Genomic DNA, 24,490 nt, shown 5'->3' with positions numbered 1-24,490 from the left:
CATAAATTCAACCTCCGCCTCAAGATCATTATAGAAATCGATAATAACTTAAACTCCACTACTATCCCGACAAATCACTCCACACAAGCACAACTCCGGCGGCTTTGCCGGTGTAATAACCCCAATCCTGACTGGCAAAAAGCCATCTTTTTGACATTGTTTCTTGATAAGCTGCCAGTTCTCAGTTTCAGAGTCCATATGGGTAATCAGGGAATCAAAGGCTCCATCGGCAACTTCTATTTTTAGCTGTTTATCTTCTCCACTGTCAGCGAGATTAGGTTCAGTCCCCTTCGATACCTCGTTTTCCGGTCCAGAAAGATTATTTTTTAACTCTTTATAACTACCTTCAGCCGCTAGAGGAGAATGGAAGAACAAACCGCTAATAAAAATCGCTTCCATCACTTCATAGAAGGAAAAAGAGGTATCCCCATAAAAAAAACGACTACGATCGGTACTATTTACCCCAGAGGCACTTTCCCTTAGTAACTCATCCTTCTGCAAGGTCATCAGCGTTTGCTTATTGTAGAGGATCACTGGCAGATTTTTAATTTCGTGAACATTTTCACTAAGGCTCCAACGTTCTTTATCACCTTTGATAAAACCGGAAGCATCGCAGCTACTTTCTATATCAAATTCGTCAATTGGGGTCCGCTCACGATTGAGCCAGGTTGTAAAATCCTCACCGTCTCCCATATCCTGACTCTGGTATGCTCGGTAGACAGAGATTTGGCGATCAATGCCAATCCACTCAAGATCCCATGTAGTGGGTTTGGATGGTTTTCTTACTTCGTCAATATAGGCCCCAACGTCCCGATCTAAATAAGCGGTTATCAGTTCCTTCCAAGGCTCAATGGCAAAAAAAATATTCGCCAGCGTTGTTCCTTCTTCAATCATCACTGTATGACGGAAAAACCTGAGAAGAAAAAAGAGATCGGTATCAGAAATAGTTTTTTGGATTGATAGCAACGGAAGTGCTGTTGTTTCATCATAATCAGAGCGAAAGCGTAATATGGAGTCCGAGCAGAAAATTAGTTGGCCTTCTAACATTTATCTTGCTCCTGATGTTATATAGCAATCCTTGGCTTATCTACCGCACAGCTTATCTGGTTTGAAGGAAAGTATAGATGAGATGGTGTACAAACTATAGTACTCAACTTACATGCAGAAGGGAAAACCAGAAAAAATCGGTGATCATTCTGGTGGTCTTGACAGAAAAGTCATTCTGATTTAGCTACTTATTAGCCAGTTACTGGCAAAGGCGATCCCAGTCAGAGAAGCCATATTAAAGAATCCCGCTTAAGGGAAATTAAGCGGGATTTTTGCTTTCTATACAGCTCTGAAAATTATTATGTGATTATAATTCAATAAGTTAGAGTAAAAAAATCTTCCCGGTGCATTTTCAATTTTTCCTCCGCAGCGGGAAAAAATTGCTGGTCAAATCCGCGGGCAGGTTAGATCGATAATGGCAGACAAAACGAATACTGATTTGCCGAAGCCGGACCGCTTCTTGTGCCATCTGCTTTCGATGCGATGGCCTTACCACTTTTTTGCCATGGCTTCCTGAATGATTTCAGATTTCAGCCGTTCTTCGGCATACCTCTTTTTCAGGCGGCGTTTTCCGGCTCTTTCTGACGGGACATGAGAGCAGCATCCATCCCGGCACAGTTCCGGAACCGGGGTACCCTCTTCAGCCTGCTTAACAATGGCAATGATCTCGCTGTCTGTAAACGTAACCGGTGAGCTTCGCTGCCCTTCGGGTCATAGACATCCCCCTGAATTCAGGTGAGTAAAAAATTTTGTTTATAAACACCCCGGTTTTTCGGGGGGGATTACCGGATGTGGACAGAATGATGGCGCAACTGTAGCCGGGAGATGTGAGGGCAATGTTTGATGAAAAACCTTTCCTCACTCTCAGCGAGCCTGCCTGTGGTGCCGGTTGCATGGTACTGGCTTTTGCCGACGTTCTTAATCAGGCAGATTACGCCTCACACCGCTATCTGTGGTTTTCCGCGACGGATATTGATCCACTGGCCGCTGACATGGCCTATATCCAGCTGTCGCTCTGCGGCGTGGCCGGAGAGAGCGTCATTGGCAACGTATTGAGTGACGAACAGCGGTGGGGACTGCTGACGCCGGGCCACTATCCCGGTAACTGGTCGCTTCGTCTGTATTCACTGCGAAACAAGGTCGCATAATTACACCATAGCGCTCCCGCCCGGGAGCGTTTTTTATATTCTGTATCATCGTAGCGTTGACAATATGCCTCAGTCTGTATAGTTATAAACTCCTTCCATCGGACAAAAAGCGAACAAATGGATTTAATGAAAATTAGCAAGGAGCGGTTATGTACAACAACAATGAAGTCATCAGTTACCTACAGGCCAGCAAGATTCTTGCACTGAAGCTCGATCATGCTGTTTCTGCTGTCGGCGAACAGATCAGAAACCAGGTTGATACATTAGGGAAGGGGGCGACCCGCCTGCTGTATTACACGTCCTGTTTTACCGATGAATATAACGATGTTTGCCAGCAGCAAAAGACGGAAGACCTGCGCTTCAGGAATGCTGTTATTCGTATTATCCAGCATGGTGACGTTGTCTATGAAATGCTTCGGATCTACTTTGAAAAAATATTTAAATACAAAACCAGTGAACAATTAGAACATATTAAAAAAGCGCTTATGGCCGTGAATGTCCATATAGCTGCCAGCACCCTTACAGGTGCAGGGTACGCTTTAGCGGTCGCTACCAGCGTCCGTATTGGACTGAATCTAAGTATGCAACTCAGTGCCCTTACGGGACGAACAGCAGGTACGGCTGCAGGAATAGTGGCTACATATGGCTTGGTTCAGAAAGCGGCGGATAGTGCCCGCCGTCTGCTCGTCCAGTACCCAGCCTATTACTCTGCACTTTACATGCAACAACTGGAAATGATGTATTTCCTGATTGAACCAGTCTTCGAGCGCGCGGGCGCACTTGAAGCACAATGGTCGTCTGATTCCGGTATAGCAAACATCATCACCCGGATGGTCAGATAACCATGATTCAATCACTAAAGAAATTCCTACTGTGGCAACTCAGGTTTTTATCATCACTGTACGGGCCTGTGATCCTCACGATTATTTTCGCACTGCTTCAGGGATATTTTTTTCCTGACAGCCCTGTCTGGCCTATAGGCGTATTCGCCATAGTTATGATTGTTATTTTTACACGTTACTGTAAATGGTGACAGCGCGAATATCGCAGCTATTTAAATCATCACTGATAAGGAAATTATATGTCTGCTCCCGCTCATTTATGGCTTGAAGATGAAAACGGATCGCCGATTGTTGGCAGTTGTCTAATGCCACTGCGTCCGGGCTCAATTGAGTTAAAATCATTTTCGCATGGTGTAACCATTCCAGTAGATCCCATCCGGGGAAAGCTTACCGGAACGCGCGTTCATAGCCCGATCACGATAGTGAAAGAATTTGACCAGACGACACCTGCTCTGTATCGCGCCGTATGTGAAGGTCGCACGCTGAAAAAAGCCATAATCAGGATGTACCGAATACTTGAATCGGGCATTGAGTCGGAATATTTCAATATCATTCTGGACAACGTCAAAATCACGACTATTTCCCCTTATCTTGCCCCTAATGGCACGAGCAGCACTCATCTTGAAATACTTGAATTGCGTTATGAGACAATTGCGTTATGAGACGATAGCCTGGAAGTATACGGAGGGTAATATTATCTATCGTGATTCATGGAACGATCGTTGCTGTGCCTGATGACAATTGATCTCTTCCCTTTGTTCAGTACCGGTGTAAAGTAGAGCTTCCGGCTCTTTCAGACGGGACATGAGGGCAGCATCCATCCCGCCAAACTTCGAACACCAGTTATAAAAACTGGCACTGCTGATGCCATGTTCCCGGCACAGTTCCGGAACCGGGGTACCCTCTTCAGCCTGCTTAACAATGGCATGATCTGGCTGTCTGTAAAGCGTGACCGGTGAGCTTAGCCGCCTTTCGGATCATAGAAATCCCCCTGAATTCAGGTGAGTAGAAAATTCTGTTTATAAATACACCGGTTTTACGGGGGGATTACCAGAGAGTTACTCACTGAATCCTTAGGCAAACTCCCCCACCCAAAATGACAGTATTTTGGGGTCAAAAAGTAAAAAATGTTGATGAAATACAGACCACATGCCGAGGGTTTTTGGGGAAAGGTTTTCGGGCATAAAAAAACGGGTTCTTTTCAGAACCCGTTATAATGTATCCGCGGTTATCCGTGATTACATATGGCTGATAATCGCATCACCAAACTCTGAAGATTTCAGCAGTTTAGCGCCGTCCATCAGACGTTCGAAATCGTAGGTGACGGTTTTAGCGGCGATAGCGCCTTCCATACCTTTAATGATTAAATCAGCTGCTTCGGTCCAGCCCATATGACGCAGCATCATTTCGGCGGACAGGATAACGGAACCCGGGTTCACTTTGTCCTGACCGGCATATTTTGGTGCGGTGCCGTGGGTCGCTTCAAACAGTGCACATTCGTCACCGATGTTGGCGCCAGGGGCGATACCAATACCACCCACCTGGGCTGCCAGGGCATCAGAAATGTAGTCCCCGTTCAGGTTCATACAGGCAATAACGTCGTATTCTGCCGGACGCAGCAGGATTTGCTGCAGGAAAGCATCGGCAATGACATCTTTAACAATAATGTCTTTACCATTTTTTGGGTTTTTGAACTTCATCCATGGACCACCGTCCAGCAGTTCCCCGCCGAATTCGTCTTTCACTAACTGGTAACCCCAGTCTTTGAAAGCGCCTTCGGTAAATTTCATAATGTTGCCTTTGTGGACCAGTGTCAGACTATCGCGATCGTTAGCGATAGTATATTCCACTGCCGCACGCACCAGACGTTTGGTTCCTTCTTCCGAACACGGTTTTACGCCGATACCACAGTGTTCAGGGAAACGGATTTTTTTAACACCCATTTCATCCCGCAGGAATTTAATCACTTTATCGGCTTCCGCACTGCCGGCTTTCCATTCGATACCGGCATAAATATCTTCGGAGTTCTCACGGAAGATGACCATGTCTGTATCTTCCGGGCGTTTCAGCGGGCTCGGAGTACCGGTATAGTAGCGGACAGGACGCAGGCAGATGTATAAATCGAGCTGCTGACGCAGGGCAACGTTCAGAGAACGGATGCCGCCGCCAACCGGGGTGGTTAATGGGCCTTTAATAGCAACACGGTATTCTTTGATCAGGTCAAGAGTTTCCTGCGGCAGCCAGACATCCGGGCCGTAGAGTTCAGTTGATTTTTCACCCGTATAAATCTCCATCCAGGAAATTTTACGTTTGCCATGGTAGGCCTTGTTAACCGCAGCATCGACCACTTTCAGCATCACAGGAGAGACATCAACACCAATCCCATCCCCCTCGATATAAGGGATCACCGGGTTATCTGGTACAACGAGTTTTCCCTGACTAACAGTAATTTTCTGACCTTCTGTCGGAACAACAACTTTGCTTTCCATCAACCTCTCCTTCGAGCGATTTTATGTTAATGATTTGTAAGATGCCGCGCAATACTACCCGAATCGCCGGGCAATAGCATAAAAAAATGAACCCGAATAGCCGGCGCTGGCAAAACTGTGACTAAGAGTATTACCGCAAAATATTGCCGGTGATAAGCATTTTATTTTTACAGGATAAGATTTGTGGCACAGCTTCAGTTTGTTGGCATCGGGTAATAACTGCACGTAAAATAGTCAGTTATCCTTCAGCACCGCCTGTGGCGTAGTTTCTATTACAGCCAAAACAGCCCGCAGCAGTTATACTGTGACGATACTGACCAAAAAAAGACATTATGTTTAAGAAACCCAGAAATCAGCGACGCCCTGCCCGCCCTGTGGCAGACAATCAACCCCGCCGGGTGATCCTGTTTAATAAGCCTTTCGATGTTCTGCCACAGTTTACTGATGATGGCGGACGGCGAACCCTGAAAGAGTTTATTCCGCTGAGTGGTGTCTATGCTGCCGGGCGGCTTGACCGTGACAGCGAAGGACTGTTGCTGCTGACCAATGATGGCAAGTTGCAGGCCAGACTAACACAGCCCGGCAAACGCACCGCGAAAACCTATTTTGTGCAGGTAGAGGGGCAGCCGGCAGATGAGGATTTGCAGAAACTGCGCAACGGGATCGTCCTGAAAGATGGCCCTGCCTTGCCGGCGGTAGTTGAACAGGTTTCAGAGCCGGAATGGTTATGGCCACGTCAGCCACCCATCCGCGAACGTAAATCAATACCGACCTGCTGGCTGAAAATTATTGTGTATGAAGGCCGCAACCGTCAGGTCCGGCGGATGACCGCGGCTATCGGCTTTCCAACGTTGCGGCTGATACGCTATGCGATTGGCAGTTATACGCTGGGGGATTTGGCCTGTGGTGAATGGCGCGAAGCTCCTGTATCAGCGGCATAGTGCTGTTGTTTTCTACTGAGCAGAGGGGATGTTATGTTTACTCCGCATATCACTGTCGCCTGTATTGTCCATGCGGCGGGAAAATTACTGGTGGTTGAAGAACAGGTGAATGGCCGGCCAGTACTGAACCAGCCGGCTGGCCACCTGGAAGCCGCAGAAACCTTAGCCGACGCCGCCAGCCGTGAGTTATATGAAGAGACGGGCTTGCAGGCCAGCCCGCAATATTTTCTCGGGGTACAGCAATGGATCGCTACGGATAATACGCCTTTTATCCGTTTCCTGTTCGGGCTGGACCTCACCTTTTGTGCGCAAACCAGCCCGCAGGACAGTGATATTGATTGCTGCCACTGGCTGACGCCTGAAGCGATTCTGCACGCGGATAATCTGCGTTCCCCGCTGGTCGCCGAAAGCGTCCGTCTGTGGCAACAGCCGGCACGTTACCCCCTGAGTCTGGTGAGTGCCTTCAATTGGCCTGCTGCCAGGGGTGCGTAATACCCCGTGTCATGGTAAAGTATGCCGCCGGTTTTTTATAAATACGTCTTGTGTGAGTAGGTCATGTCTGACAATAGTCAAAAAAAAGTAATCGTCGGTATGTCCGGCGGGGTTGATTCTTCCGTTTCTGCCTGGTTGCTGTTACAGCAAGGATATCAGGTCGAAGGTCTGTTTATGAAGAACTGGGAAGAAGACGACGGTGAAGAATACTGCACCGCCGCAGAAGATCTGGCTGATGCACAAGCCGTATGTGACAAACTCGGCATCCCCCTGCATAAAATCAATTTTGCGGCAGAATACTGGGACAATGTGTTCGAACATTTCCTCGGCGAATATAAAGCCGGTCGTACCCCTAACCCGGATATTCTCTGTAATAAAGAGATCAAATTTAAAGCCTTCCTGGAATTCGCCGCCGAAGACCTGGGGGCAGACCTGATAGCCACAGGGCACTATGTCCGCCGTCAGGATGTCAACGGTAAAAGCCAGTTACTGCGCGGTCTGGATACCAATAAAGATCAGAGCTACTTTTTGTATGCCCTGAGCCACCAGCAAATAGCCCAGAGTCTGTTCCCGGTCGGTGAGCTGGAGAAGCCGGAAGTACGCCGCATTGCAGAGCAGCTGGATCTGATCACTGCCCGTAAAAAAGACTCTACCGGGATCTGTTTTATTGGCGAGCGTAAATTCCGTGATTTCCTCGGACGTTATTTACCGGCGCGGCCGGGGCCGATCGAAAGCACTGACGGACAGGTCTTAGGCCAGCACCAGGGGCTGATGTATCACACTCTGGGTCAGCGTAAAGGCCTCGGTATCGGTGGCCTGAAAGACAGTAATGATGACCCATGGTATGTGGTTGATAAAGATCTGACCGGAAACCGGCTGATCGTCGCCCAGGGCGCCGAACATCCCCGGCTGATGTCTGTCGGGCTGGTTGCACAGCAACTGGACTGGGTTGATCGCCAGCCGGTAACAGCCCCCTTCCGTTGCACAGTAAAAACCCGTTATCGCCAGACGGATATTCCCTGTGAAGTGATTCCCCTGTCTGACGAGCGTATTGAAGTTCGCTTTGACGAGCCCGTGGCTGCTGTAACTCCGGGACAATCGGCTGTATTTTATCTGGGCGATGTCTGTCTGGGCGGCGGTGTGATAGAACAACGCCTGCCTCTGCCGGTCACTGAATAATCACGGGGAGCCTGTGGCGAAAAATATCCGCGAAATTACCCTGGCGCTGGCCGGTGTCTGTCAGGCAGCACATCTGGCCCGGCAACTTGCACACCAGGGCAACTGTCCTGCCGACACATTCAGTGTGTCCCTGCGCAGCCTGATCGATCTGAACCCGCCGGATACTCTGGCGGTGTATGGCGGCGATGAGTCTGCCCTGCGCTTTGGCCTGGAAACTCTGATTGCCGTACTCCACAGTCCGTCACGTCAGGGGGCCAGCGCTGAGCTTACCCGCTATACCCTGAGCCTGCTGATGCTGGAGCGTAAACTGCATAAAAACCGCCAGGCATTGCAGCAGCTGACACAGCGAATTTCTCAGCTCGATCGCCAGCTGCAGCACTACGCACTGGAATCCGATACAGTGATTGCCGCTATTGCATCAATTTATGTGGATGTTATCAGTCCGATAGGGCCGCGTATTCAGGTCACCGGTGATCCGGCAATACTGCAAAATTCGCTGGTACAGAGTAAAGTCCGCGCCGCATTACTGACAGGTATCCGTGCCGCAGTGCTGTGGCAACAGGTTGGCGGCAGCCGCCTGCATTTAATGTTTAGCCGCACCCGGATTATCGGGGAAGCGAAATCAATTTTATCCCGTTTGTCGCCCGGATTTTAACTGGCGACAGCATGACTGCTTTTACAATGATTCAGGAGTTGCACTGATGGAATTATCCGCACTGACCGCCGTTTCCCCTGTTGATGGACGCTATGGGGAAAAAGTCAGCCCGCTGCGCGCGATTTTCAGTGAATTTGGTTTACTGAAATTTCGTGTTCAGGTTGAAGTCCGCTGGTTACAGAAACTGGCATCAACCGCAGAAATCAGGGAAGTTCCTGCATTTGATGCCGACGCAAACGCTTTCCTTGACCAGATTGTCGCCGGTTTTAACCAGCAAGATGCCGCGCGGATCAAAACAATCGAACGTACCACTAACCATGATGTGAAAGCAGTAGAGTATTTCCTGAAAGAAAAAGTGGCCACTGTTCCTGCTTTGCAGGCGGTTTCTGAGTTTATCCACTTTGCCTGTACCTCTGAAGATATTAATAACCTGTCCCATGCATTAATGCTGGAGACGGCCCGCCGTGAGGTTATTCTGCCTTACTGGAAACAGCTGACCGAAGCACTGCAGACCCTGGCAACGGAATACCGTGATCTGCCACTGTTGTCCCGTACCCATGGACAACCGGCCACGCCGTCAACCCTGGGTAAAGAGATGGCAAACGTAGCTTACCGTATGGCACGCCAGGTCCGTCAGTTAGAACAGGTTGAAATCCTGGGTAAAATTAACGGCGCGGTGGGTAACTATAACGCTCACATTGCCGCTTATCCGGAAGCCGACTGGCACCGTATCAGCGAAGAGTTTGTTACTTCACTGGGGATCCGCTGGAACCCGTACACCACGCAGATTGAACCGCACGATTATATTGCCGAACTGTTTGACTGCATTGCCCGGTTTAACACTATCCTGATCGACTTTGACCGTGATATCTGGGGTTATATTGCCCTGAATCACTTCAAACAGAAAACCATCGCCGGTGAGATTGGGTCTTCCACGATGCCCCATAAAGTCAACCCGATTGATTTCGAAAATTCAGAGGGTAACCTGGGACTGGCTAACGCCGTGTTACAGCATCTGGCAGCCAAACTGCCGGTATCCCGCTGGCAGCGTGATCTGACCGACTCCACCGTATTGCGTAACCTGGGTGTCGGTATCGGCTATGCCGTCATTGCCTACCAGTCTACCCTGAAAGGTATCTCTAAGCTGGAAGTGAACCGCGAACGTCTGCTGGATGAACTGGATCACAACTGGGAAGTTCTGGCTGAGCCGGTGCAGACCGTTATGCGTCGTTACGGTATCGAAAAGCCGTATGAAAAACTGAAGGAGCTGACCCGCGGTAAACGCGTCGATGCGGAAGGAATGAAAACCTTTATTGATAACCTGCCCTTGCCGGAAGAAGAAAAGACCCGCCTGAAAGCAATGACCCCGGCTAATTATCTCGGCCGTGCAGTCACTATGGTTGATGAACTGAAATAACCTGCCAGCGCAGGCCGGATCTTCCGGCCTGCGTTAATCCCCTGTTTACCTCAAATCACGTATAATCACCTGATAGTCCCTCCTGCTGATTTCTGAGGTTGCAATTATGCGTGTGCTGGTTATTGAAGATAATGCTTTGTTACGTCATCACCTGGCTGTCCAGTTACGTGATATGGGCCATCAGGTAGATGCCGCCGAAGATGCCAAAGAAGCCGATTATTTTCTGTCAGAACATGAACCGGATGTTGCTCTGATTGATCTCGGTCTGCCAGGCGAAGATGGTATGACACTGATCCGCCGCTGGCGTGCCCGCGCCGTAAAGCAACCGATTCTGGTGCTGACCGCCCGCGAAGGCTGGCAGGCAAAAGTGGAAGCACTGGAAGCCGGTGCCGATGACTATGTCACTAAACCTTTTCATATTGAAGAAGTGGCTGCCAGACTACAGGCCCTGATGCGCCGTAACAGCGGGCATGCCTCACAGGTCATAGAGTCCGGGCCTTTTCAGGTCGACTTGTCCCGCAAGGAATTAACCATCCACCAGCAGGCGGTGAAACTGACAGTGTTCGAATATACCATTGTCGAAACCCTGATCCGTAATGCCGGAAAAGTGGTCAGCAAAGAATCACTGATGCTGCAATTGTACCCGGATGCAGAACTGCGTGAAAGCCATACCATTGATGTCCTGATGGGCCGTCTGAGGAAGAAAATACTGCAGCTGCATGACGGTGATGTGATCACCACCGTACGCAGTCAGGGATATCGCTTTGAGCACAACTAAACGCCTGTGGCGGTTTTTCTCCCCGCGGGGTCCGCTATCATTACGGGTGCGTTTTTTGCTGGCTGCGTCGGTACTGGTATTATTCTTATCCCTGTCTTACGGGGTGGTGGCCGTTATTGGTTATGTTATCGGCTTTGATAATAATACTTACCGGGTGATGCGTGGTGAAAGTAATCTGTTTTTCACCCTTGCCCAGTGGCAGGATAATAAACTGACGATTGCCGAACCCGAACGGATAAAACTTAACTTTCCGACGCTGGTGTTTATTTATGATGAACATGGGCGCCTGTTATGGCAACTGCGCGATGTCCCGGAAATACGTTCCGAGATCCATCCCAGCTGGCTGCTGAAAAGCGACTTTTACGAAATAGATACCAATAATCATACCAGCCTTGAAGCTATCGGGGATGACCGTGAAGCGCGGCGAAAAATGAGCCAGCTGGACAGTGATGATACTTTCACCCATTCAGTCGCGGTTAACCGTTATGATGCCACCCCCAGTTTGCCGGCCCTGACAATTGTGGTGGTAGACTCTATCCCCCAGGAGTTACAGCATTCTGATGTGGTCTGGCTGTGGTTCAGTTATGTACTGGCCGCTAATCTGTTACTGGTGATCCCTCTGTTGTGGCTGGCCGCACGCTGGAGCCTGAAACCTATCGGTCATCTGGCGGCTCAGGTCCAGCAGCTCGAAACCAGCCAGCGGGACAGTCTGGATCCCACTCCGCCCCGTGAACTGCGCAGTCTGGTACGTAACCTGAACCTGTTGCTGAATAATGAGCGGCAGCGCGGTATGCGTTATCACACCACCTTGTCTGATTTAACCCATAGCCTGAAAACACCACTGGCTGTATTGCAGAGTACCCTGCGCTCCCTGCGTGGCGGAAATCCGTTAACCGTGGAACAGGCCGAGCCGGTCATGCTGGAGCAGATCAGCCGTATTTCACAACAGATTGGTTATTATCTGCACCGCGCCAGTTTACAGGCCGACCATAATCCGTTGCAGCGTGATTTACATTCAGTATCCGCTCTGTCAGACAGCCTCTGTTCGGCATTAAATAAGGTCTATCAGCGGAAAGGTATTGATCTGTCACTGGATATTTCGCCGGAAATTACCTTCTGTGGCGATCAGAACGATTTTATGGAAGTGATGGGTAATATTCTGGATAATGCCTGTAAATACTGTCTTGAGTTTATTGAAGTCACTGCCCGGCAGACAGAAAGTGAATTACATATTTTTATTGATGATGATGGTCCCGGCATCCCGGTGAGTAAACGTGACCTGATTTTTCTCCGCGGACAGCGGGCGGATACATTAAGGCCCGGTCAGGGGATCGGCCTGGCGGTGGCACGCGAAATTGTCGAATTGTACCAGGGAGACATTATTGCTTATTCAGGGCCACTGGGTGGCACCAGAATGCAGGTAATATTTCGCCAGCAGCAGATGTAAATTTTGTCAGGCTGGTGCGGTGCCGGACTGGTATACTCAGGCAATACTCCCCGTACAACTGAAGGTTTCTATGGATTATCAACTTTCCATCAACTGGCCGGAATTTCTGGCAACTTACTGGCAGAAAAAGCCGGTAGTCATTAAACAGGGATTCACGGATTTTGTCGATCCTATTACTCCCGATGAACTTGCCGGTCTGGCGATGGAAAATGAGACCGACAGCCGGCTGGTCAGCCAGAATAACGATAAATGGCACGTCAGCCACGGACCTTTTGAAAGTTTCGATCACCTCGGTGAAACACACTGGTCTTTACTGGTGCAGGCCGTTGATCATTGGCACTCCCCGTCAGCCGCACTGATGCAGCCTTTCCGCGCTTTGCCGGACTGGCGGATGGACGATTTGATGGTCTCGTTTTCGGTCCCCGGCGGTGGTGTCGGTCCGCATCTCGATCAATACGATGTCTTTATTATCCAGGGCAGTGGCCGTCGTCGCTGGCGGGTGGGTAATAATGTGCATATCAAACAACATTGCCCGCATCCTGATCTGTTACAGGTGGAACCCTTCGACGCCATTATTGATGAGGTGCTTGCGCCGGGCGATATTATTTATATTCCGCCCGGCTTCCCCCATGACGGTTATTCGCTGGAAAACGCCCTGAACTATTCGGTGGGTTTTCGCGCTCCTTCGGGTAAAGAACTGCTGAGCAGTTTTGCTGACTATGCACTGGCTAATGATATAGGTACCCATCGTTACAGTGACCCGCAGCTACAGATGCGTGAAAACCCGGCGGATATCTTGCCCGCAGAAACGGAAGCTGTCCGCGACATGATGCTGGCGCTGATCCGTGAACCGCAGCAATTTAATCAATGGTTCGGTGAGTTTATTTCTCAGTCACGTCATGAACTGGATGTAGCGCCGCCGGAACCCCCTTACCAGCCGGATGAAATTCTGGATGCCCTGCAGCAAGGGGATACGCTTAGCCGCCTTGGCGGACTGCGGGTGCTGATGTCGGGAGACGGGGTGTTTATTAACGGTGAAAGTCTGCACTGCGCCCACCCGCAGGCCCTGCACGCGCTGGCAAATAAAACATTGCTTATCGCCAGCGATTTTGCCGATGCACTGGAGGATCCGGCTTTCCTTAGCCAGCTGGCCGGGCTAATCAACAGTGGTTACTGGTATTTCAGCGACGAGCAGTAACAGTTACAGTTACAGTTACAGTTACAGTTACAGTAATAATCGCAGAGTTGTCCCGTGGCGGGGCAATTCTGCGGACGTTACCTTTCCCCGCCACTGGCAGCCAGCTCCGCTATTTTCATAATCACCTGAACACTCTGATCCATAATATTCAGTGAAGCAAACTCATGTTTTCCATGAAAATTGAACCCACCGGTAAACAGATTGGGGCAAGGCAAACCACGCCAGGAAAGAACGGCACCGTCGGTTCCTCCGCGTACCGGCTTGATTTTCGGCTCAATACCGCACTGTTTCATGGCCTGTAATGCCAGGCTGATAACCTGTGGCTGTGCTTCTATTTTTTCTCGCATATTGCGATAACTGTCGCAGAAAGAAACCATCAGCATGGCTTTACCTGCATATTGCTGGTTGATTTGCTCTGCCAGTGCCTGCAACTGTTGCTGACGACACTGAAAATCCTGCCAGTTAAAGTCACGGATCATATAATGCAGTTCCGCGCGCGCAGCATTACCCTTCAGTGACTCAAGATGATAGAAGCCCTGATAGCCTTCTGTATTCTCCGGTTTTTCATCTGCCGGCAGCTGGCGGTGAAATTCCCATGCCAGCTCCAGGGCATTGACCAGTTTCCCTTTCGCCTCCCCCGTATGGGCACTGTTACCGGTAATTTTTACGACAGCGCTCCCGGCATTAAAATTTTCATACTCAAATTCACCACAGCCGCCGCCGTCGACGGTATAAGCCCAGTCAGCACCAAAGGCTTCAATATCAAACAAAGCAGAACCCGTCCCTGTTTCTTCATCCGGCGTAAAGGCTACACGGATTGTACCGTGTGGCCGTTGCTGTTGTTTTAATCTTGCCAGGGCGGTCATAATTTCAGCAATGCCGGCCTTATCATCTGCGCCCAGTAAGGTTTTACCTTCTGTGGTAATCAGTGTATGCCCGTGTAACTGATGCAGTACCGGAATCAGCACCGGGGAAAGGATTTCATCACCTATTCCGAGGGCAATATCCCCGCCACGGTAATTTTCTACCAGCTGGGGGCGCACGTTTTTACCGCTATAGTCCGGTGCAGTATCCAGGTGCGCAACAAAACCGATAACCGGCAGCGGCTCACTGACGGTCGCGGGTAACGTCGCCATCAGACAGCAATTATTACTTAAGCTAATATCAACACACCCCAGCGCTTCCAGCTCTTCCGCCAGTATTTTTGCCAGTTGCCATTGCCCTTCACTGCTCGGGACCCGGGCATTACGGCATTGCACCCTGGATTGTGTATCCACCTGAACATACGTTAAAAATCTATCCAGTAACATTTCCATCTCAGGCTCCTCAATCATGCGTCTGGTATTATTGACGCATCAAAGGCGCATTATTTTGTCCGAAGTCATAAAGCATTCGTTTATATTATTTAATTAATTAATCGATACTGTATTTTCTGCCGCGCGGTATAGCTGCAGGCAAAAAATCGTTGTTCCGCTGACAGCGCTTTTGATCCGGCTGTTTCTCTGGTAATCAGGGATAATTCAGGTATCATCCCGCGCTTAGTAAACTGGCTGGCCTGCATCAGCGGCTGACCTTCCCTCCCTTTTTATTAACTGAGTGACTAAAATGACGCAAACATGCGCGCAACAGGCGCTGGTTACGCTTTCTGGCATCAGTAAAGCTTTTGACGGGAAGCCGGTGATTTCCGGCTTTGACCTGACCCTCGGTCATGGCGAATTTATTACCCTGCTGGGACCTTCAGGCTGCGGAAAAACGACCATCCTGCGGCTGATTGCCGGTCTCGAAACGACAGACCGCGGCGATATTATCCTCGATGGCCGGAATATTACTGCTCTGCCAGCCGAACAACGCCCGGTCAATACCGTGTTTCAGAGCTATGCATTATTCCCCCATATGAGCGTGTTTGATAACGTCGCCTTCGGTCTGCGGATGCAAAAAACACCCGCCGCTGAAATTAAACGGCGCACAGAAGAAGCGCTGGCAATGGTGCAGTTGCAGGATTTTTCTGCCCGTCGTCCGGCACAGTTATCAGGAGGTCAGCAGCAACGTGTCGCCATAGCACGGGCAGTGATCAACCGGCCTGCCGTGCTGCTACTGGATGAACCCCTGTCTGCCCTTGACTATAAATTACGTAAACAAATGCAGAATGAGCTGAAAGCGCTGCAGCGTAAACTGGGCATCACGTTTATTTTTGTCACTCACGATCAGGAAGAAGCACTGACCATGTCTGACAGAATTGTGGTGTTGAAAGACGGTCATATAGCGCAGGACGGGACTCCGCGGGAAATCTATGAAGCACCGGCCAGCCTGTTTGTGGCACAGTTTATTGGCGAAATTAATATCTTTAACGGCCATGTACAGTCGGTACAGGCTGACGGTAAAACCACCGTCACTATCGCCGGACATCCCTATTCTGTGGACTGTCCGTTTCCGGTTTCAGCAGGCGATCAGGTCCATGTATTGCTGCGTCCGGAAGACCTGCAGCTCAGTACTCCGGGCAATAATGACAGTGCAGACGTCATGCCGGGGGTTATCCGTGAGCTGAATTACAAAGGCAGTACCCTGGAGTCGGTGGTTATACTGGAGAATGGTCAGCCGGTCACTGTCAGCGAGTTTTTTAACAGTAATGACCCGACGACGGACTTTGCACTGAACCAGAAAGTATCTGTCCGCTGGATAGCACAGCGGGAGGTAGTATTACCCTATGAAGCTGATGCGTAATCCCTTTCAGACGCTGGTGGTCGGTCTGATCAGCGGCTGGCTGGTACTGTTTGTGCTGGCCCCTAACCTGATGATCATCGCCGCCAGTTTCCTGACCCGTGATGATAATCATTTTATCAGCGCGGTACTGACACTGGATAACTATCGCCGGCTGGCAGACCCGTTATATCTGGACGTGTTACTGCATTCGCTGAATATGGCGTTTATTGCAACCCTGTGCAGTCTGTTGCTCGGCTATCCGTTTGCCTGGTGTCTGACTCTTCTGCCACAGCGCTGGCGGCCGGTGATGTTATTTCTGTTGATTGTACCGTTCTGGACCAATTCACTTATCAGGATTTATGGCCTGAAGATATTCCTCAGTACCCGTGGCTGGTTAAACAATGCGCTGCTCTGGTCGGGTATCACCGATAAGCCGTTGCGTATTATGTATACCCCGGAAGCGGTGATCCTCGGTCTGGTGTATATTTTACTGCCTTTTATGGTTATGCCGGTGTATTCCAGTCTGGAGAAACTGGATAAACCCTGCCTCGAAGCCGCACGTGATCTGGGTGCCGGCAAATGGCAAAGATTCTGGCGGATTATTCTGCCCCTGACCCTGCCGGGAATTATTGCCGGCTGTCTGCTGGTTTTTATTCCGGCAATGGGGATGTTCTATGTTTCAGACCTGATGGGCGGGGCAAAAAACTTACTGATCGGTAATATTATTAAAACCCAGTTCCTGTCACTGCGTGACTGGCCATTCGGCGCAGCGACCAGTGTGATTATGACGGTACTGATGGGACTTATGCTGCTGTTTTACCGGCGTTCTGCGCGGATTATAAACAAGAAAATGATTGGGGTTGGTGATTAATACTGCTAAAGTTGACAGGCCACGGCTGTCAGGAGATAACCCTGGCCTGTTTTTCCTTTCATATAATTTAAATCAGTATTTATCTTATTACCGGATCACAGGGAGTGATTAACATGGATAGCCAGCCCGGAATTCGAGTCTATAACAGCGTATCACTGCGCTTATATAACTGGTGGGTAATGTCGGTCGCCAATCGCTTTGCCTGGCGTTGCTCCACCCCGGAAATACAATTACCGTTTTACCGTCGTCATCTTTCTTCCAGACATCTCGATATCGGTACCGGCACCGGTTATTACCCGCGTCATTGTATGAACATCAGTCAGCTGACTCTGCTGGACCTCAACCCTGAATGTCTGAAACAGGCTGAACGCCGTATTGGCCCTGCCCGTGTCACGGCGACAGTACAACATGATATATTCCTGCCCTTACCGGAAAAGCTGCAGCACAAATTTAATTCGGTGGCACTGTACTACGTGCTGCATTGTCTTAACGGCTCAGCTGACGATAAATTTACTGCCCTGAAAAATGTCACCCGCGCGCTCAGCGCTGACGGTATTCTGTTCGGCACCACCATTAGCGGTGAACGCCAGCGACATAATCTGTTTGGCCGGTTACTGATGAACATAATGAACCGTAAAGGTATTTTCACTAATTACCAGGATTCTGCCAGTGTCCTTGAAGGTCAGCTCAGACAACTGTTCCGTGACGTCACTCTGACAGAAACAGGTGCCGTGATTATGTTTACCGCCCGTTTTCCCTATCCTGTTCCCCGGATAACCGATCACTGACCCCTATACGTCCTGCAAAGTTTATTTGCAGGCGTATCTGCCGGTACTGATCGTGCTTTACGCTGAAATCGTGTAGAATTCGCGGCCTTATTAAATACACAGATGAATATACGCACTGTATCAAGGCAGGTGAGGCAATACACGAGTGGTTAAAACATATCTGATAACGGGGCTTTCCCTCCGCCATTTTCACGCTGATAACGCCGGTTACGGGAGTGCAATATGCTGATGCGCTGGCTTCGTAACGGCTTTATGTCGGTGATCTATGCCTGGTTTTATATCCCGATTGCCATTTTAGTCATCAATTCCTTTAATCAGTCCAGGTTTGGTATTCACTGGCAGGGATGGACAACCCTCTGGTATCAGACTCTGCTGAATAACGACAGTCTGTTGCAGGCAGCACAGCACTCACTATTACTGGGGGGCATTTCCGCCACCTGTGCCACACTGCTCGGCAGTCTGACCGCCGTTGCTCTTTACCAGTACCGGTTTCGCGGCAAACCACTGGTTAACGGTATGCTGTTTATAGTGATGATGTCGCCGGATATTGTGATGGCGATTTCTCTGCTGATCTTATTTATGCTGCTGGGAATTTCCCTCGGTTTCTGGACTCTGCTGATCTCACATATTACCTTCTGTCTGCCGTTTGTGGTGATTACGGTATTTTCACGGTTACAGGGCTTTGATATTCGTATGCTTGAAGCGGCGAAAGATTTGGGTGCCAGTGAGCTGACAATCTTAAGGCGCATCATCTTTCCTATCGCTCTTCCGGCGATTGCCGCAGGCTGGCTGCTGAGCTTTACCCTGTCGATGGACGATGTGGTGGTTTCATCCTTTGTCACCGGCCCTGCCTTCGAAATTCTGCCACTCAAAATATATTCGATGGTTAAAGTCGGTATCTCTCCGGAAGTGAATGCGCTGGCAACTCTGTTGCTTGGAATGTCATTTCTTCTGGTTGCCTGCAGCCAGTGGCTGACAAGAAAAAAACACTAATACAGTTTCGGGAATAATATGAAAAAGTCAGCCTTTTTACTGGCCGCTGTCACCGCAGTATTCAGCCTGTCAGCCGCCAGCGCCGATGACAGCAACACACTGTACTTCTATAACTGGACCGAATATGTGCCGGAGGGTTTGCTGGAGCAATTCACCAAAGAAACCGGGATTAAAGTCATCTATTCGACCTACGATTCTAACGAAAGTATGTACGCCAAGCTAAAAACCTGGAAAGACGGCGCTTATGATCTGATTGTCCCCTCTTCCTATTATGTCGCCAAAATGCGTAAAGAAGGGATGCTGGCAAAGATAGACCACTCGCAGCTGTCAAACTTTGTTAACCTCGACCCGGCGCTGCTGAATAAACCTTTCGACCCGCAGAACGAGTATTCGATTCCCTATATCTGGGGAGCCACAGCGATCGGTGTAAATTCTGATGCTATCAACCCTGCCACTGTGACTTCATGGGCCGATTTATGGAAGCCTCAGTACCGGCAAAGTCTTTTACTGACTGATGATGCCCGTGAAGTGTTCCAGATTGCACTGCGTAAGCTGGGATACTCAGGAAATAGCCGTGACCCGCAGCAGATTGAAGCCGCCTATCAGCAACTGCGACAGCTGATGCCCAATGTACTGGCATTTAATTCAGACAATCCCGGTAACCCGTTTATGGAAGGCGAGGTTAATCTCGGCATGGTATGGAATGGTTCTGCCTATGTCGCACGCCAGGCAGGTACCCCGTTGCAGGTTATCTGGCCAAAAGAAGGCGGTATTTTCTGGATGGATAATTTATCTATCCCTGTCAATGCCAGACATAAAGCCGCGGCAATGAAACTGATTAATTTCCTGCTGCGTCCGGATATTGCAGCTAAAGTGGCAACGACTATCGGTTACCCGACCCCGAACCTCGCCGCCCGTAAGTTGTTGCCTGCTGCAGTGGCCAATGACCCCTCCCTGTACCCGCCAGCCAGTGTACTGCAACAGGGAGAATGGCAGGATGATGTCGGTGATACCAGCCGGCTTTATGAAACCCTGTTTCAGAAACTGAAAGCCGGTCAGTAACGGACCATAACCCCGGCCACCGCCGGGGTTGTTTACTGATGCAGATGACTCAGTAATTCATTGATATACTCCGGAACCAGTCTGGTCGCCGGTCCGTAATGACACTCCGCAAATTCGTTATTTACCTGGCTTGGCTCAAGGTTGAGTTCAACCGTATGCGCCCCCTGTAATGTCGCTTCATGGACAAAACCGGCCGCCGGATACACATGCCCGGAAGTGCCTATTGCTATAAAGATATTCGCTTCGGCAATCGCCTGGTAAATTCTTTCCATGTCGAGAGGCATTTCACCGAACCAGACAATATGCGGACGCAGGGGTGAAGGAAACTGGCAACAGGTACAGCGTTCGTCAGCGCCGATATCACCGGTACGGGTAACCACCTGGCCGCTCTCCTGGCAGCGTACTTTCAACAGTTCACCATGCATATGTATAATACGCTGGCTGCCTGCTCGTTCATGCAGATTATCAATGTTCTGAGTCACCAGCAGCAGATTATCCCCGAGCACAGCTTCCAGTCTGGCAAGGGCCAGATGGGCATTATTCGGGGCGATTTCCGGGGCATGTAATTGTTGCCTTCGCTGATTATAAAATTCCTGAACCTGGCGGGGCGCGCGACGGAACCCTTCGGGTGTCGCCACATCTTCAACCTTATGATTTTCCCACAGACCGTCGCTGGCACGGAAAGTCTGGATCCCTGACTCGGCGGAAATTCCCGCCCCGGTCAGGATAACCACTTTAGGCAAGCGGTTCTTCGCCATGTTCTGCTGCTCCCGATCACATTCAAAGATAGACTGCCGGTGACGCTGATGCAGTTTGCGTTTATGTTTCCTGTAACGGGCAATCCGGACACGACGCCGCGGTGTGCGCATAAAAATCCCTCTGGTACTCTTTACTGATAATTTACGGCGTCAGTCTGGCCGGTAATTTCATATACCAGACGCAGCATGAGCCGGCAAAACTCCGGCCGGGCGGGATCTGCCTGTGCCCGGCACTACTCACTTACCGGGGAAAGGATAACAGTTTTCTTTATGACTCTGAACCACCCATCCATGACAGAGCTTTACATAGCATGATTTTTAGCGACGCGATCCGCAGCCGGCAACTCTGCCCTGTGCAGCAGAAAGCATAACCCCGCAGGGAAAATGACGGCTATCGCGGATGAAACAGAAGGACATCAATCGCCCGGTCTGGGGCAGAAATTAACCGGCAGGCCGGAAAGCTCCGACCGGCCGGTGTCAGCAGATTACTGTCCGCTCAGCACCCGGGCAGGGTCTATCCGGCTGGCTCGACGGGCAGGGTACCAGCTGGCAAGCAGAGTGAGTACTATTGCGGTAGCCAGTACCGACCAGACATCCAGCCAGTGCAGTTCTGACGGCAGAAAATCAATAAAATAGATATCTCCCGACAGAAAATGATGACCGGTCATTTTTTCGATGCTGCGGATAATCGCGGTCAGATTAAGAGCCCCCAGCACCCCCGCAATCACGCCGAGAATACTGCCCGCCATACCCGCCAGCAGGCCATACCAGACAAAAACAGTGCGGATCAGTTTATCGTCCGCACCGAGGGTTCGCAGCACTGCAATATCACTGCTCTTGTCTTTCACCGCCATCACCAGGGTTGAAACAATATTGAAGCAGGCTACACCTATCACCAGGATCATCGCCAGATACATAATGGCACGGATCATCTGAATATCGTGATACATATAGCCATAAGTACTGATCCAGTTACGAATATAGACATAACTGTGGGTCACTTCCCCGGCCGCCCTGACAACTTTTACGGCGCGGAACGGGTCTGTCATTTTCAGCGCAATCCCTGTCACACTGCTTCCCATACCCAGATACTGCTGTGCATCGGCCAGCGGTACCAGCGCCAGACTATGATCAAGCATACCGCTGAGTTGCAGGATTCCCTCAACCTGCAGACGAATACGCCGCGGTTGCAGCAGCCGGTTCTGACCATCATTGTTCGGGATCATGATGGTTATCCAGTCGCCCTTTTTCACCGACAGGCTTTTAGCAATGCCGCCGCCGAGGATAATCTGTTGTTTTCCGGCACCAAACTCAGCCCAGGCATTATCCTGTACAAAGTGTGGCAGTGCACTCAGACGGGGCTCCTGCTGCGGGTCGACCCCTTTAACTGTCAGTGCCTGCAGTTTGCTGGCACTTTCCACCAGCCCGGTGAAATTGATATAAGGTGCGGCGGCGGCTACTCCGGGGACTTTTTCTATCGGAGTGATCAGCTGTTGCCACTGGCTGAACGGCTGGTTAACCGGTTCAATCTCCCCGTGGGGGACAACACTGAGGATCCGCTCATTCAGCTGACGCTCAAAACCGTTCATCGCACTCAGTCCGATGATCAGTACCGCGACCCCGAGCGCAATACCCACCGTCGAAATCACCGAAATCAGCGACACCATACCACCACGACGACGCCCGCGGCTAAAACGCAACGCCAGCTGCAGGGATAACGGACCCATCATCACAACGCTCCTGTCAGTGTCACTTCCGCCGTTAACTGTCCGTCACGCATTTCCATCTGCCGGTTCAGACGTTTTGCCAGTGCCAGGTCGTGGGTGACCACCAGAAACGCCGTGCCCTGCATCTGATTCAGCTCTCCCAGCAGTTTAAAAATCGCATCAGCATTCCGTGCATCCAGATTTCCTGTCGGTTCATCGGCCATCACCAGACTGGGCCGGTTAACCAGTGCCCGTGCAATAGCGACCCGCTGACGTTCACCACCGGATAATTCAGCAGGACGGTGGGCCGCTCTGGCCTTCAGACCAACAGCATCAAGCATTTCGCCGGCCTGTTGTAACGCTTCACGGCTATTTCTTTTGCCAATCAGCAACGGCATCGCCACATTCTCCAGGGCGGAGAAGTCCGGTAACAGATGGTGAAACTGGTAAATAAAACCCAGTTCACGGTTACGCAGTTCAGCTTTCGCCGCCGATGACATCTGATTCAGTGACTGCCCTTTAAACAGCACATCACCGGAAGTTGGCGAGTCCAGACCGCCCAGTAAATGCAGCAGAGTACTCTTTCCTGAACCGGAACTGCCGACAATTGCCGTCATTTCGCCGGGTTGCAGGGTGAAAGAGACATTTTTCAATACATCGGTCTGTACGCTGCCTTCCTGATAGCGTTTGCATAGCTGCTCACATTGCAGAAGTAACGGATTATTCATAACGTAATGCCTCGGCGGGTTGAACGGCGGCAGCGCGCCATGAAGGATAGAGGGTCGCCAGTAATGCAACAATCATTGCGATAACCGCAATTGACACCACCTGCAGCGGATTAATATCTACCGGCAATGCGGCCCCGTCCAGAAACAGACCCAGCACCGGCAACAAATGGTTCAGCTGGCTGGCCAGTACTACACCGCCCAAAGTCCCCAGTAAAGCACCGGCCATACCGGCACTGGCTCCCTGAACCATAAATACGGCCATAATCTGACCACGGGTCAGTCCCAGGGTTTGCAGAATCGCGACTTCGCCCTGTTTTTCCATAATCAGCAGCCCGAGAGACGTCACGATATTAAATGCAGCAACGGCAACGATCAGGCTCAGCAACAGACCCATCATATTTTTTTCCATCCGGACGGCCTGGAATAAGTCGCCTTTGCGTTCACGCCAGTCTTTCCACTGTAACCCCGGGGCGAGGGTTTGCTGGCTGAGGCTGTCAACATCCAGCGGGTGATCCAGCCATAAACGCCAGCCGGTAATATTGCCCTGCGGATAATGCATCACGCGGGATGCATCCTGCTGGTTGACCAGAATCTGATAACTGTCCACTTCACTGTCTGCCGCATAGGTTCCGGCCACGGTGAAAATACGTTCACTCGGCACACGGCCAACCGGGGTAAACTGGCTGACGGAGGGTACCATCAGACGCAGGGTATCCCCCGTATGCACCCCCAGCTGGCTGGCCAGTTGTTCGCCCAGGATAACGCGGTAACTGCCGGGCTGAAGCTTGCTGGCGGATCCGTTAATCAGATAAGGCAACAGCGGATCTTTTTCATCAGGATTAATTCCCAGCATAACGGCCACCGATACACTGCGGGCACTTTGCAGCACGACATCCGCGGTGGTCAGAGGGGCTATCCGTGCTACCCCTTGCAGATCAAGGCTGTCTGCCGGTATTTGTTGCGGGTTAATACTGCCGCTGTCACTGGTCACCAGCGCCTGAGGCATAAGCCCGAGAATATTTCCCTCCAGTTGCCGCTCAAAACCATTCATTACCGACAGTACAGTCACTAATGCCAGTACCCCCAGCGTAATGCCAATCGCAGAGAGCCAGGAAACAAAACGACCAAAACGGTCAGATGCACGGCCACGCATATAACGCAGACCAATAAACAGAGCTACGGGTTGGTACATGAAATCGGTCCCGGACGGTTGCCTGAAATTCAGTAACCGGATGATAAAGGAGCCAGCCG

The 24,490-nt window shown here is 50.5% G+C and carries 21 protein-coding genes and 4 pseudogenes; 16 read left to right on the top strand and 9 right to left on the bottom strand.

Annotation, left to right across the window (positions count from 1 at the left end):
- Positions 1–48: 48 nt before the first annotated feature.
- Positions 49–1,047 (bottom strand): hypothetical protein, encoded by a 999-nt coding sequence (locus JK198_RS08920; RefSeq protein ID WP_212710629.1) that lies wholly within the window; start codon positions 1,045–1,047, stop codon positions 49–51.
- 427 nt (positions 1,048–1,474) lie between these two features.
- Positions 1,475–1,713: pseudogene (locus JK198_RS16815) on the bottom strand (IS3 family transposase); the annotation flags it as partial.
- A 134-nt stretch (positions 1,714–1,847) separates the two neighbouring features.
- On the opposite strand from JK198_RS16815, the pseudogene JK198_RS08915 reads away from it, so the two are divergent.
- From JK198_RS08915 to tssD, 3 genes and pseudogenes are all read left to right on the top strand, one after another.
- A pseudogene (locus JK198_RS08915) lies at positions 1,848–2,195 on the top strand (SAM-dependent DNA methyltransferase); the annotation flags it as partial.
- Between the two features lie 149 nt (positions 2,196–2,344).
- Positions 2,345–3,037 (top strand): hypothetical protein, encoded by a 693-nt coding sequence (locus JK198_RS08910; RefSeq protein ID WP_212710628.1) that lies wholly within the window; start codon positions 2,345–2,347, stop codon positions 3,035–3,037.
- A gap of 239 nt (positions 3,038–3,276) precedes the next feature.
- Positions 3,277–3,772: pseudogene (tssD, locus tag JK198_RS08905) on the top strand (type VI secretion system tube protein TssD).
- A 53-nt stretch (positions 3,773–3,825) separates the two neighbouring features.
- On the opposite strand, the pseudogene JK198_RS08900 reads toward tssD, so the two are convergent.
- Together JK198_RS08900 and icd are read right to left on the bottom strand one after the other, a co-directional pair.
- Positions 3,826–3,965 (bottom strand): annotated as a pseudogene (locus JK198_RS08900) (transposase); the annotation flags it as partial.
- 310 nt (positions 3,966–4,275) lie between these two features.
- On the bottom strand, positions 4,276–5,526 hold the full coding sequence (gene icd, locus JK198_RS08895) for an NADP-dependent isocitrate dehydrogenase (RefSeq protein WP_212708762.1): 1,251 nt from the start codon (positions 5,524–5,526) through the stop codon (positions 4,276–4,278).
- A gap of 332 nt (positions 5,527–5,858) precedes the next feature.
- On the opposite strand from icd, the gene rluE reads away from it, so the two are divergent.
- The 8 genes from rluE (at position 5,859) to JK198_RS08855 (ending at position 13,633) form a co-directional block, all read left to right on the top strand.
- Complete coding sequence (rluE, locus tag JK198_RS08890) at positions 5,859–6,467, top strand: 23S rRNA pseudouridine(2457) synthase RluE (protein WP_212708761.1); 609 nt, start codon at positions 5,859–5,861, stop codon at positions 6,465–6,467.
- 33 nt (positions 6,468–6,500) lie between these two features.
- Positions 6,501–6,959 (top strand): NUDIX domain-containing protein, encoded by a 459-nt coding sequence (locus JK198_RS08885; protein WP_212708760.1) that lies wholly within the window; start codon positions 6,501–6,503, stop codon positions 6,957–6,959.
- A gap of 63 nt (positions 6,960–7,022) precedes the next feature.
- Positions 7,023–8,138 (top strand): tRNA 2-thiouridine(34) synthase MnmA, encoded by a 1,116-nt coding sequence (gene mnmA / locus JK198_RS08880; protein ID WP_212708759.1) that lies wholly within the window; start codon positions 7,023–7,025, stop codon positions 8,136–8,138.
- A gap of 13 nt (positions 8,139–8,151) precedes the next feature.
- Positions 8,152–8,793 carry a high frequency lysogenization protein HflD gene (gene hflD / locus JK198_RS08875; RefSeq protein WP_212708758.1) on the top strand — a complete coding sequence of 214 codons (642 nt, stop codon included), beginning with the start codon at positions 8,152–8,154 and terminating at the stop codon, positions 8,791–8,793.
- Between the two features lie 46 nt (positions 8,794–8,839).
- The gene (gene purB / locus JK198_RS08870) at positions 8,840–10,210 is read left to right on the top strand and encodes an adenylosuccinate lyase (RefSeq protein WP_212708757.1); all 1,371 of its coding nucleotides are present in this window, start codon (positions 8,840–8,842) and stop codon (positions 10,208–10,210) included.
- A gap of 106 nt (positions 10,211–10,316) precedes the next feature.
- Positions 10,317–10,988, top strand: coding sequence for a two-component system response regulator PhoP (gene phoP / locus JK198_RS08865; RefSeq protein ID WP_212708756.1), 672 nt, complete (start codon positions 10,317–10,319; stop codon positions 10,986–10,988).
- Positions 10,975–12,435: a two-component system sensor histidine kinase PhoQ gene (phoQ, locus tag JK198_RS08860; protein ID WP_283092719.1), complete on the top strand. Its 1,461-nt coding sequence runs from the start codon at positions 10,975–10,977 to the stop codon at positions 12,433–12,435. Before phoP ends, phoQ begins: the two co-directional genes overlap by 14 nt.
- A gap of 70 nt (positions 12,436–12,505) precedes the next feature.
- Positions 12,506–13,633 (top strand): cupin domain-containing protein, encoded by a 1,128-nt coding sequence (locus JK198_RS08855; protein ID WP_212710627.1) that lies wholly within the window; start codon positions 12,506–12,508, stop codon positions 13,631–13,633.
- 77 nt (positions 13,634–13,710) lie between these two features.
- Here the strand turns inward: JK198_RS08855 and pepT are convergent, their stop codons facing one another.
- A complete protein-coding gene (pepT, locus tag JK198_RS08850) occupies positions 13,711–14,949 on the bottom strand; it encodes a peptidase T (RefSeq protein ID WP_212708754.1) in 1,239 nt (412 codons plus the stop codon).
- A gap of 289 nt (positions 14,950–15,238) precedes the next feature.
- On the opposite strand from pepT, the gene potA reads away from it, so the two are divergent.
- The 5 genes from potA (at position 15,239) to potD (ending at position 20,047) form a co-directional block, all read left to right on the top strand.
- On the top strand, positions 15,239–16,354 hold the full coding sequence (gene potA / locus JK198_RS08845) for a spermidine/putrescine ABC transporter ATP-binding protein PotA (protein WP_212710626.1): 1,116 nt from the start codon (positions 15,239–15,241) through the stop codon (positions 16,352–16,354).
- Positions 16,338–17,204, top strand: coding sequence for a spermidine/putrescine ABC transporter permease PotB (gene potB / locus JK198_RS08840; protein WP_212710625.1), 867 nt, complete (start codon positions 16,338–16,340; stop codon positions 17,202–17,204). The genes potA and potB overlap by 17 nt, the downstream gene beginning before the upstream one ends.
- Positions 17,205–17,317: 113 nt before the next feature.
- Positions 17,318–17,992 (top strand): class I SAM-dependent methyltransferase, encoded by a 675-nt coding sequence (locus JK198_RS08835; RefSeq protein WP_212710624.1) that lies wholly within the window; start codon positions 17,318–17,320, stop codon positions 17,990–17,992.
- Between the two features lie 222 nt (positions 17,993–18,214).
- The gene (gene potC, locus JK198_RS08830; RefSeq protein ID WP_212708750.1) at positions 18,215–18,985 is read left to right on the top strand and encodes a spermidine/putrescine ABC transporter permease PotC; all 771 of its coding nucleotides are present in this window, start codon (positions 18,215–18,217) and stop codon (positions 18,983–18,985) included.
- 18 nt (positions 18,986–19,003) lie between these two features.
- Positions 19,004–20,047: a spermidine/putrescine ABC transporter substrate-binding protein PotD gene (gene potD / locus JK198_RS08825; protein ID WP_212708749.1), complete on the top strand. Its 1,044-nt coding sequence runs from the start codon at positions 19,004–19,006 to the stop codon at positions 20,045–20,047.
- 32 nt (positions 20,048–20,079) lie between these two features.
- Here potD and cobB read toward each other — a convergent pair whose 3' ends face one another.
- From cobB to lolC, 4 genes are all read right to left on the bottom strand, one after another.
- The gene (gene cobB, locus JK198_RS08820; RefSeq protein WP_212708748.1) at positions 20,080–20,916 is read right to left on the bottom strand and encodes a Sir2 family NAD+-dependent deacetylase; all 837 of its coding nucleotides are present in this window, start codon (positions 20,914–20,916) and stop codon (positions 20,080–20,082) included.
- A gap of 374 nt (positions 20,917–21,290) precedes the next feature.
- Positions 21,291–22,535 (bottom strand): lipoprotein-releasing ABC transporter permease subunit LolE, encoded by a 1,245-nt coding sequence (gene lolE, locus JK198_RS08815; RefSeq protein WP_212708747.1) that lies wholly within the window; start codon positions 22,533–22,535, stop codon positions 21,291–21,293.
- Positions 22,535–23,239, bottom strand: coding sequence for a lipoprotein-releasing ABC transporter ATP-binding protein LolD (lolD, locus tag JK198_RS08810; protein ID WP_212708746.1), 705 nt, complete (start codon positions 23,237–23,239; stop codon positions 22,535–22,537). Before lolD ends, lolE begins: the two co-directional genes overlap by 1 nt.
- Entirely contained in the window at positions 23,232–24,431 is a 1,200-nt protein-coding gene (gene lolC / locus JK198_RS08805; protein WP_212710623.1) for a lipoprotein-releasing ABC transporter permease subunit LolC, read from the bottom strand. Before lolC ends, lolD begins: the two co-directional genes overlap by 8 nt.
- Positions 24,432–24,490 lie beyond the last annotated feature (59 nt).

The sequence above is a fragment of the Tatumella sp. JGM91 genome, from assembly GCF_018257575.1.
Classification (GTDB): domain Bacteria; phylum Pseudomonadota; class Gammaproteobacteria; order Enterobacterales; family Enterobacteriaceae; genus Tatumella; species Tatumella punctata.
This window is presented reverse-complemented; position numbering and strand designations above follow the sequence as displayed.

What these genes read in the sequence shown, in the direction of transcription:
- lolD (WP_212708746.1), bottom strand. Translation starts at nt 23,239, where the DNA reads ATGAATAATCCGTTACTTCTGCAATGTGAGCAGCTATGCAAACGCTAT.
- potB (WP_212710625.1), top strand. Translation starts at nt 16,338, where the DNA reads ATGAAGCTGATGCGTAATCCCTTTCAGACGCTGGTGGTCGGTCTGATC.
- cobB (WP_212708748.1), bottom strand. Translation starts at nt 20,916, where the DNA reads ATGCGCACACCGCGGCGTCGTGTCCGGATTGCCCGTTACAGGAAACAT.
- pepT (WP_212708754.1), bottom strand. Translation starts at nt 14,949, where the DNA reads ATGGAAATGTTACTGGATAGATTTTTAACGTATGTTCAGGTGGATACA.
- potD (WP_212708749.1), top strand. Translation starts at nt 19,004, where the DNA reads ATGAAAAAGTCAGCCTTTTTACTGGCCGCTGTCACCGCAGTATTCAGC.
- phoP (WP_212708756.1), top strand. Translation starts at nt 10,317, where the DNA reads ATGCGTGTGCTGGTTATTGAAGATAATGCTTTGTTACGTCATCACCTG.
- purB (WP_212708757.1), top strand. Translation starts at nt 8,840, where the DNA reads ATGGAATTATCCGCACTGACCGCCGTTTCCCCTGTTGATGGACGCTAT.
- JK198_RS08855 (WP_212710627.1), top strand. Translation starts at nt 12,506, where the DNA reads ATGGATTATCAACTTTCCATCAACTGGCCGGAATTTCTGGCAACTTAC.
- mnmA (WP_212708759.1), top strand. Translation starts at nt 7,023, where the DNA reads ATGTCTGACAATAGTCAAAAAAAAGTAATCGTCGGTATGTCCGGCGGG.
- lolE (WP_212708747.1), bottom strand. Translation starts at nt 22,535, where the DNA reads ATGATGGGTCCGTTATCCCTGCAGCTGGCGTTGCGTTTTAGCCGCGGG.
- potC (WP_212708750.1), top strand. Translation starts at nt 18,215, where the DNA reads ATGCTGATGCGCTGGCTTCGTAACGGCTTTATGTCGGTGATCTATGCC.
- JK198_RS08920 (WP_212710629.1), bottom strand. Translation starts at nt 1,047, where the DNA reads ATGTTAGAAGGCCAACTAATTTTCTGCTCGGACTCCATATTACGCTTT.
- JK198_RS08835 (WP_212710624.1), top strand. Translation starts at nt 17,318, where the DNA reads ATGGATAGCCAGCCCGGAATTCGAGTCTATAACAGCGTATCACTGCGC.
- lolC (WP_212710623.1), bottom strand. Translation starts at nt 24,431, where the DNA reads ATGTACCAACCCGTAGCTCTGTTTATTGGTCTGCGTTATATGCGTGGC.
- JK198_RS08885 (WP_212708760.1), top strand. Translation starts at nt 6,501, where the DNA reads ATGTTTACTCCGCATATCACTGTCGCCTGTATTGTCCATGCGGCGGGA.
- rluE (WP_212708761.1), top strand. Translation starts at nt 5,859, where the DNA reads ATGTTTAAGAAACCCAGAAATCAGCGACGCCCTGCCCGCCCTGTGGCA.
- icd (WP_212708762.1), bottom strand. Translation starts at nt 5,526, where the DNA reads ATGGAAAGCAAAGTTGTTGTTCCGACAGAAGGTCAGAAAATTACTGTT.
- potA (WP_212710626.1), top strand. Translation starts at nt 15,239, where the DNA reads ATGACGCAAACATGCGCGCAACAGGCGCTGGTTACGCTTTCTGGCATC.
- JK198_RS08910 (WP_212710628.1), top strand. Translation starts at nt 2,345, where the DNA reads ATGTACAACAACAATGAAGTCATCAGTTACCTACAGGCCAGCAAGATT.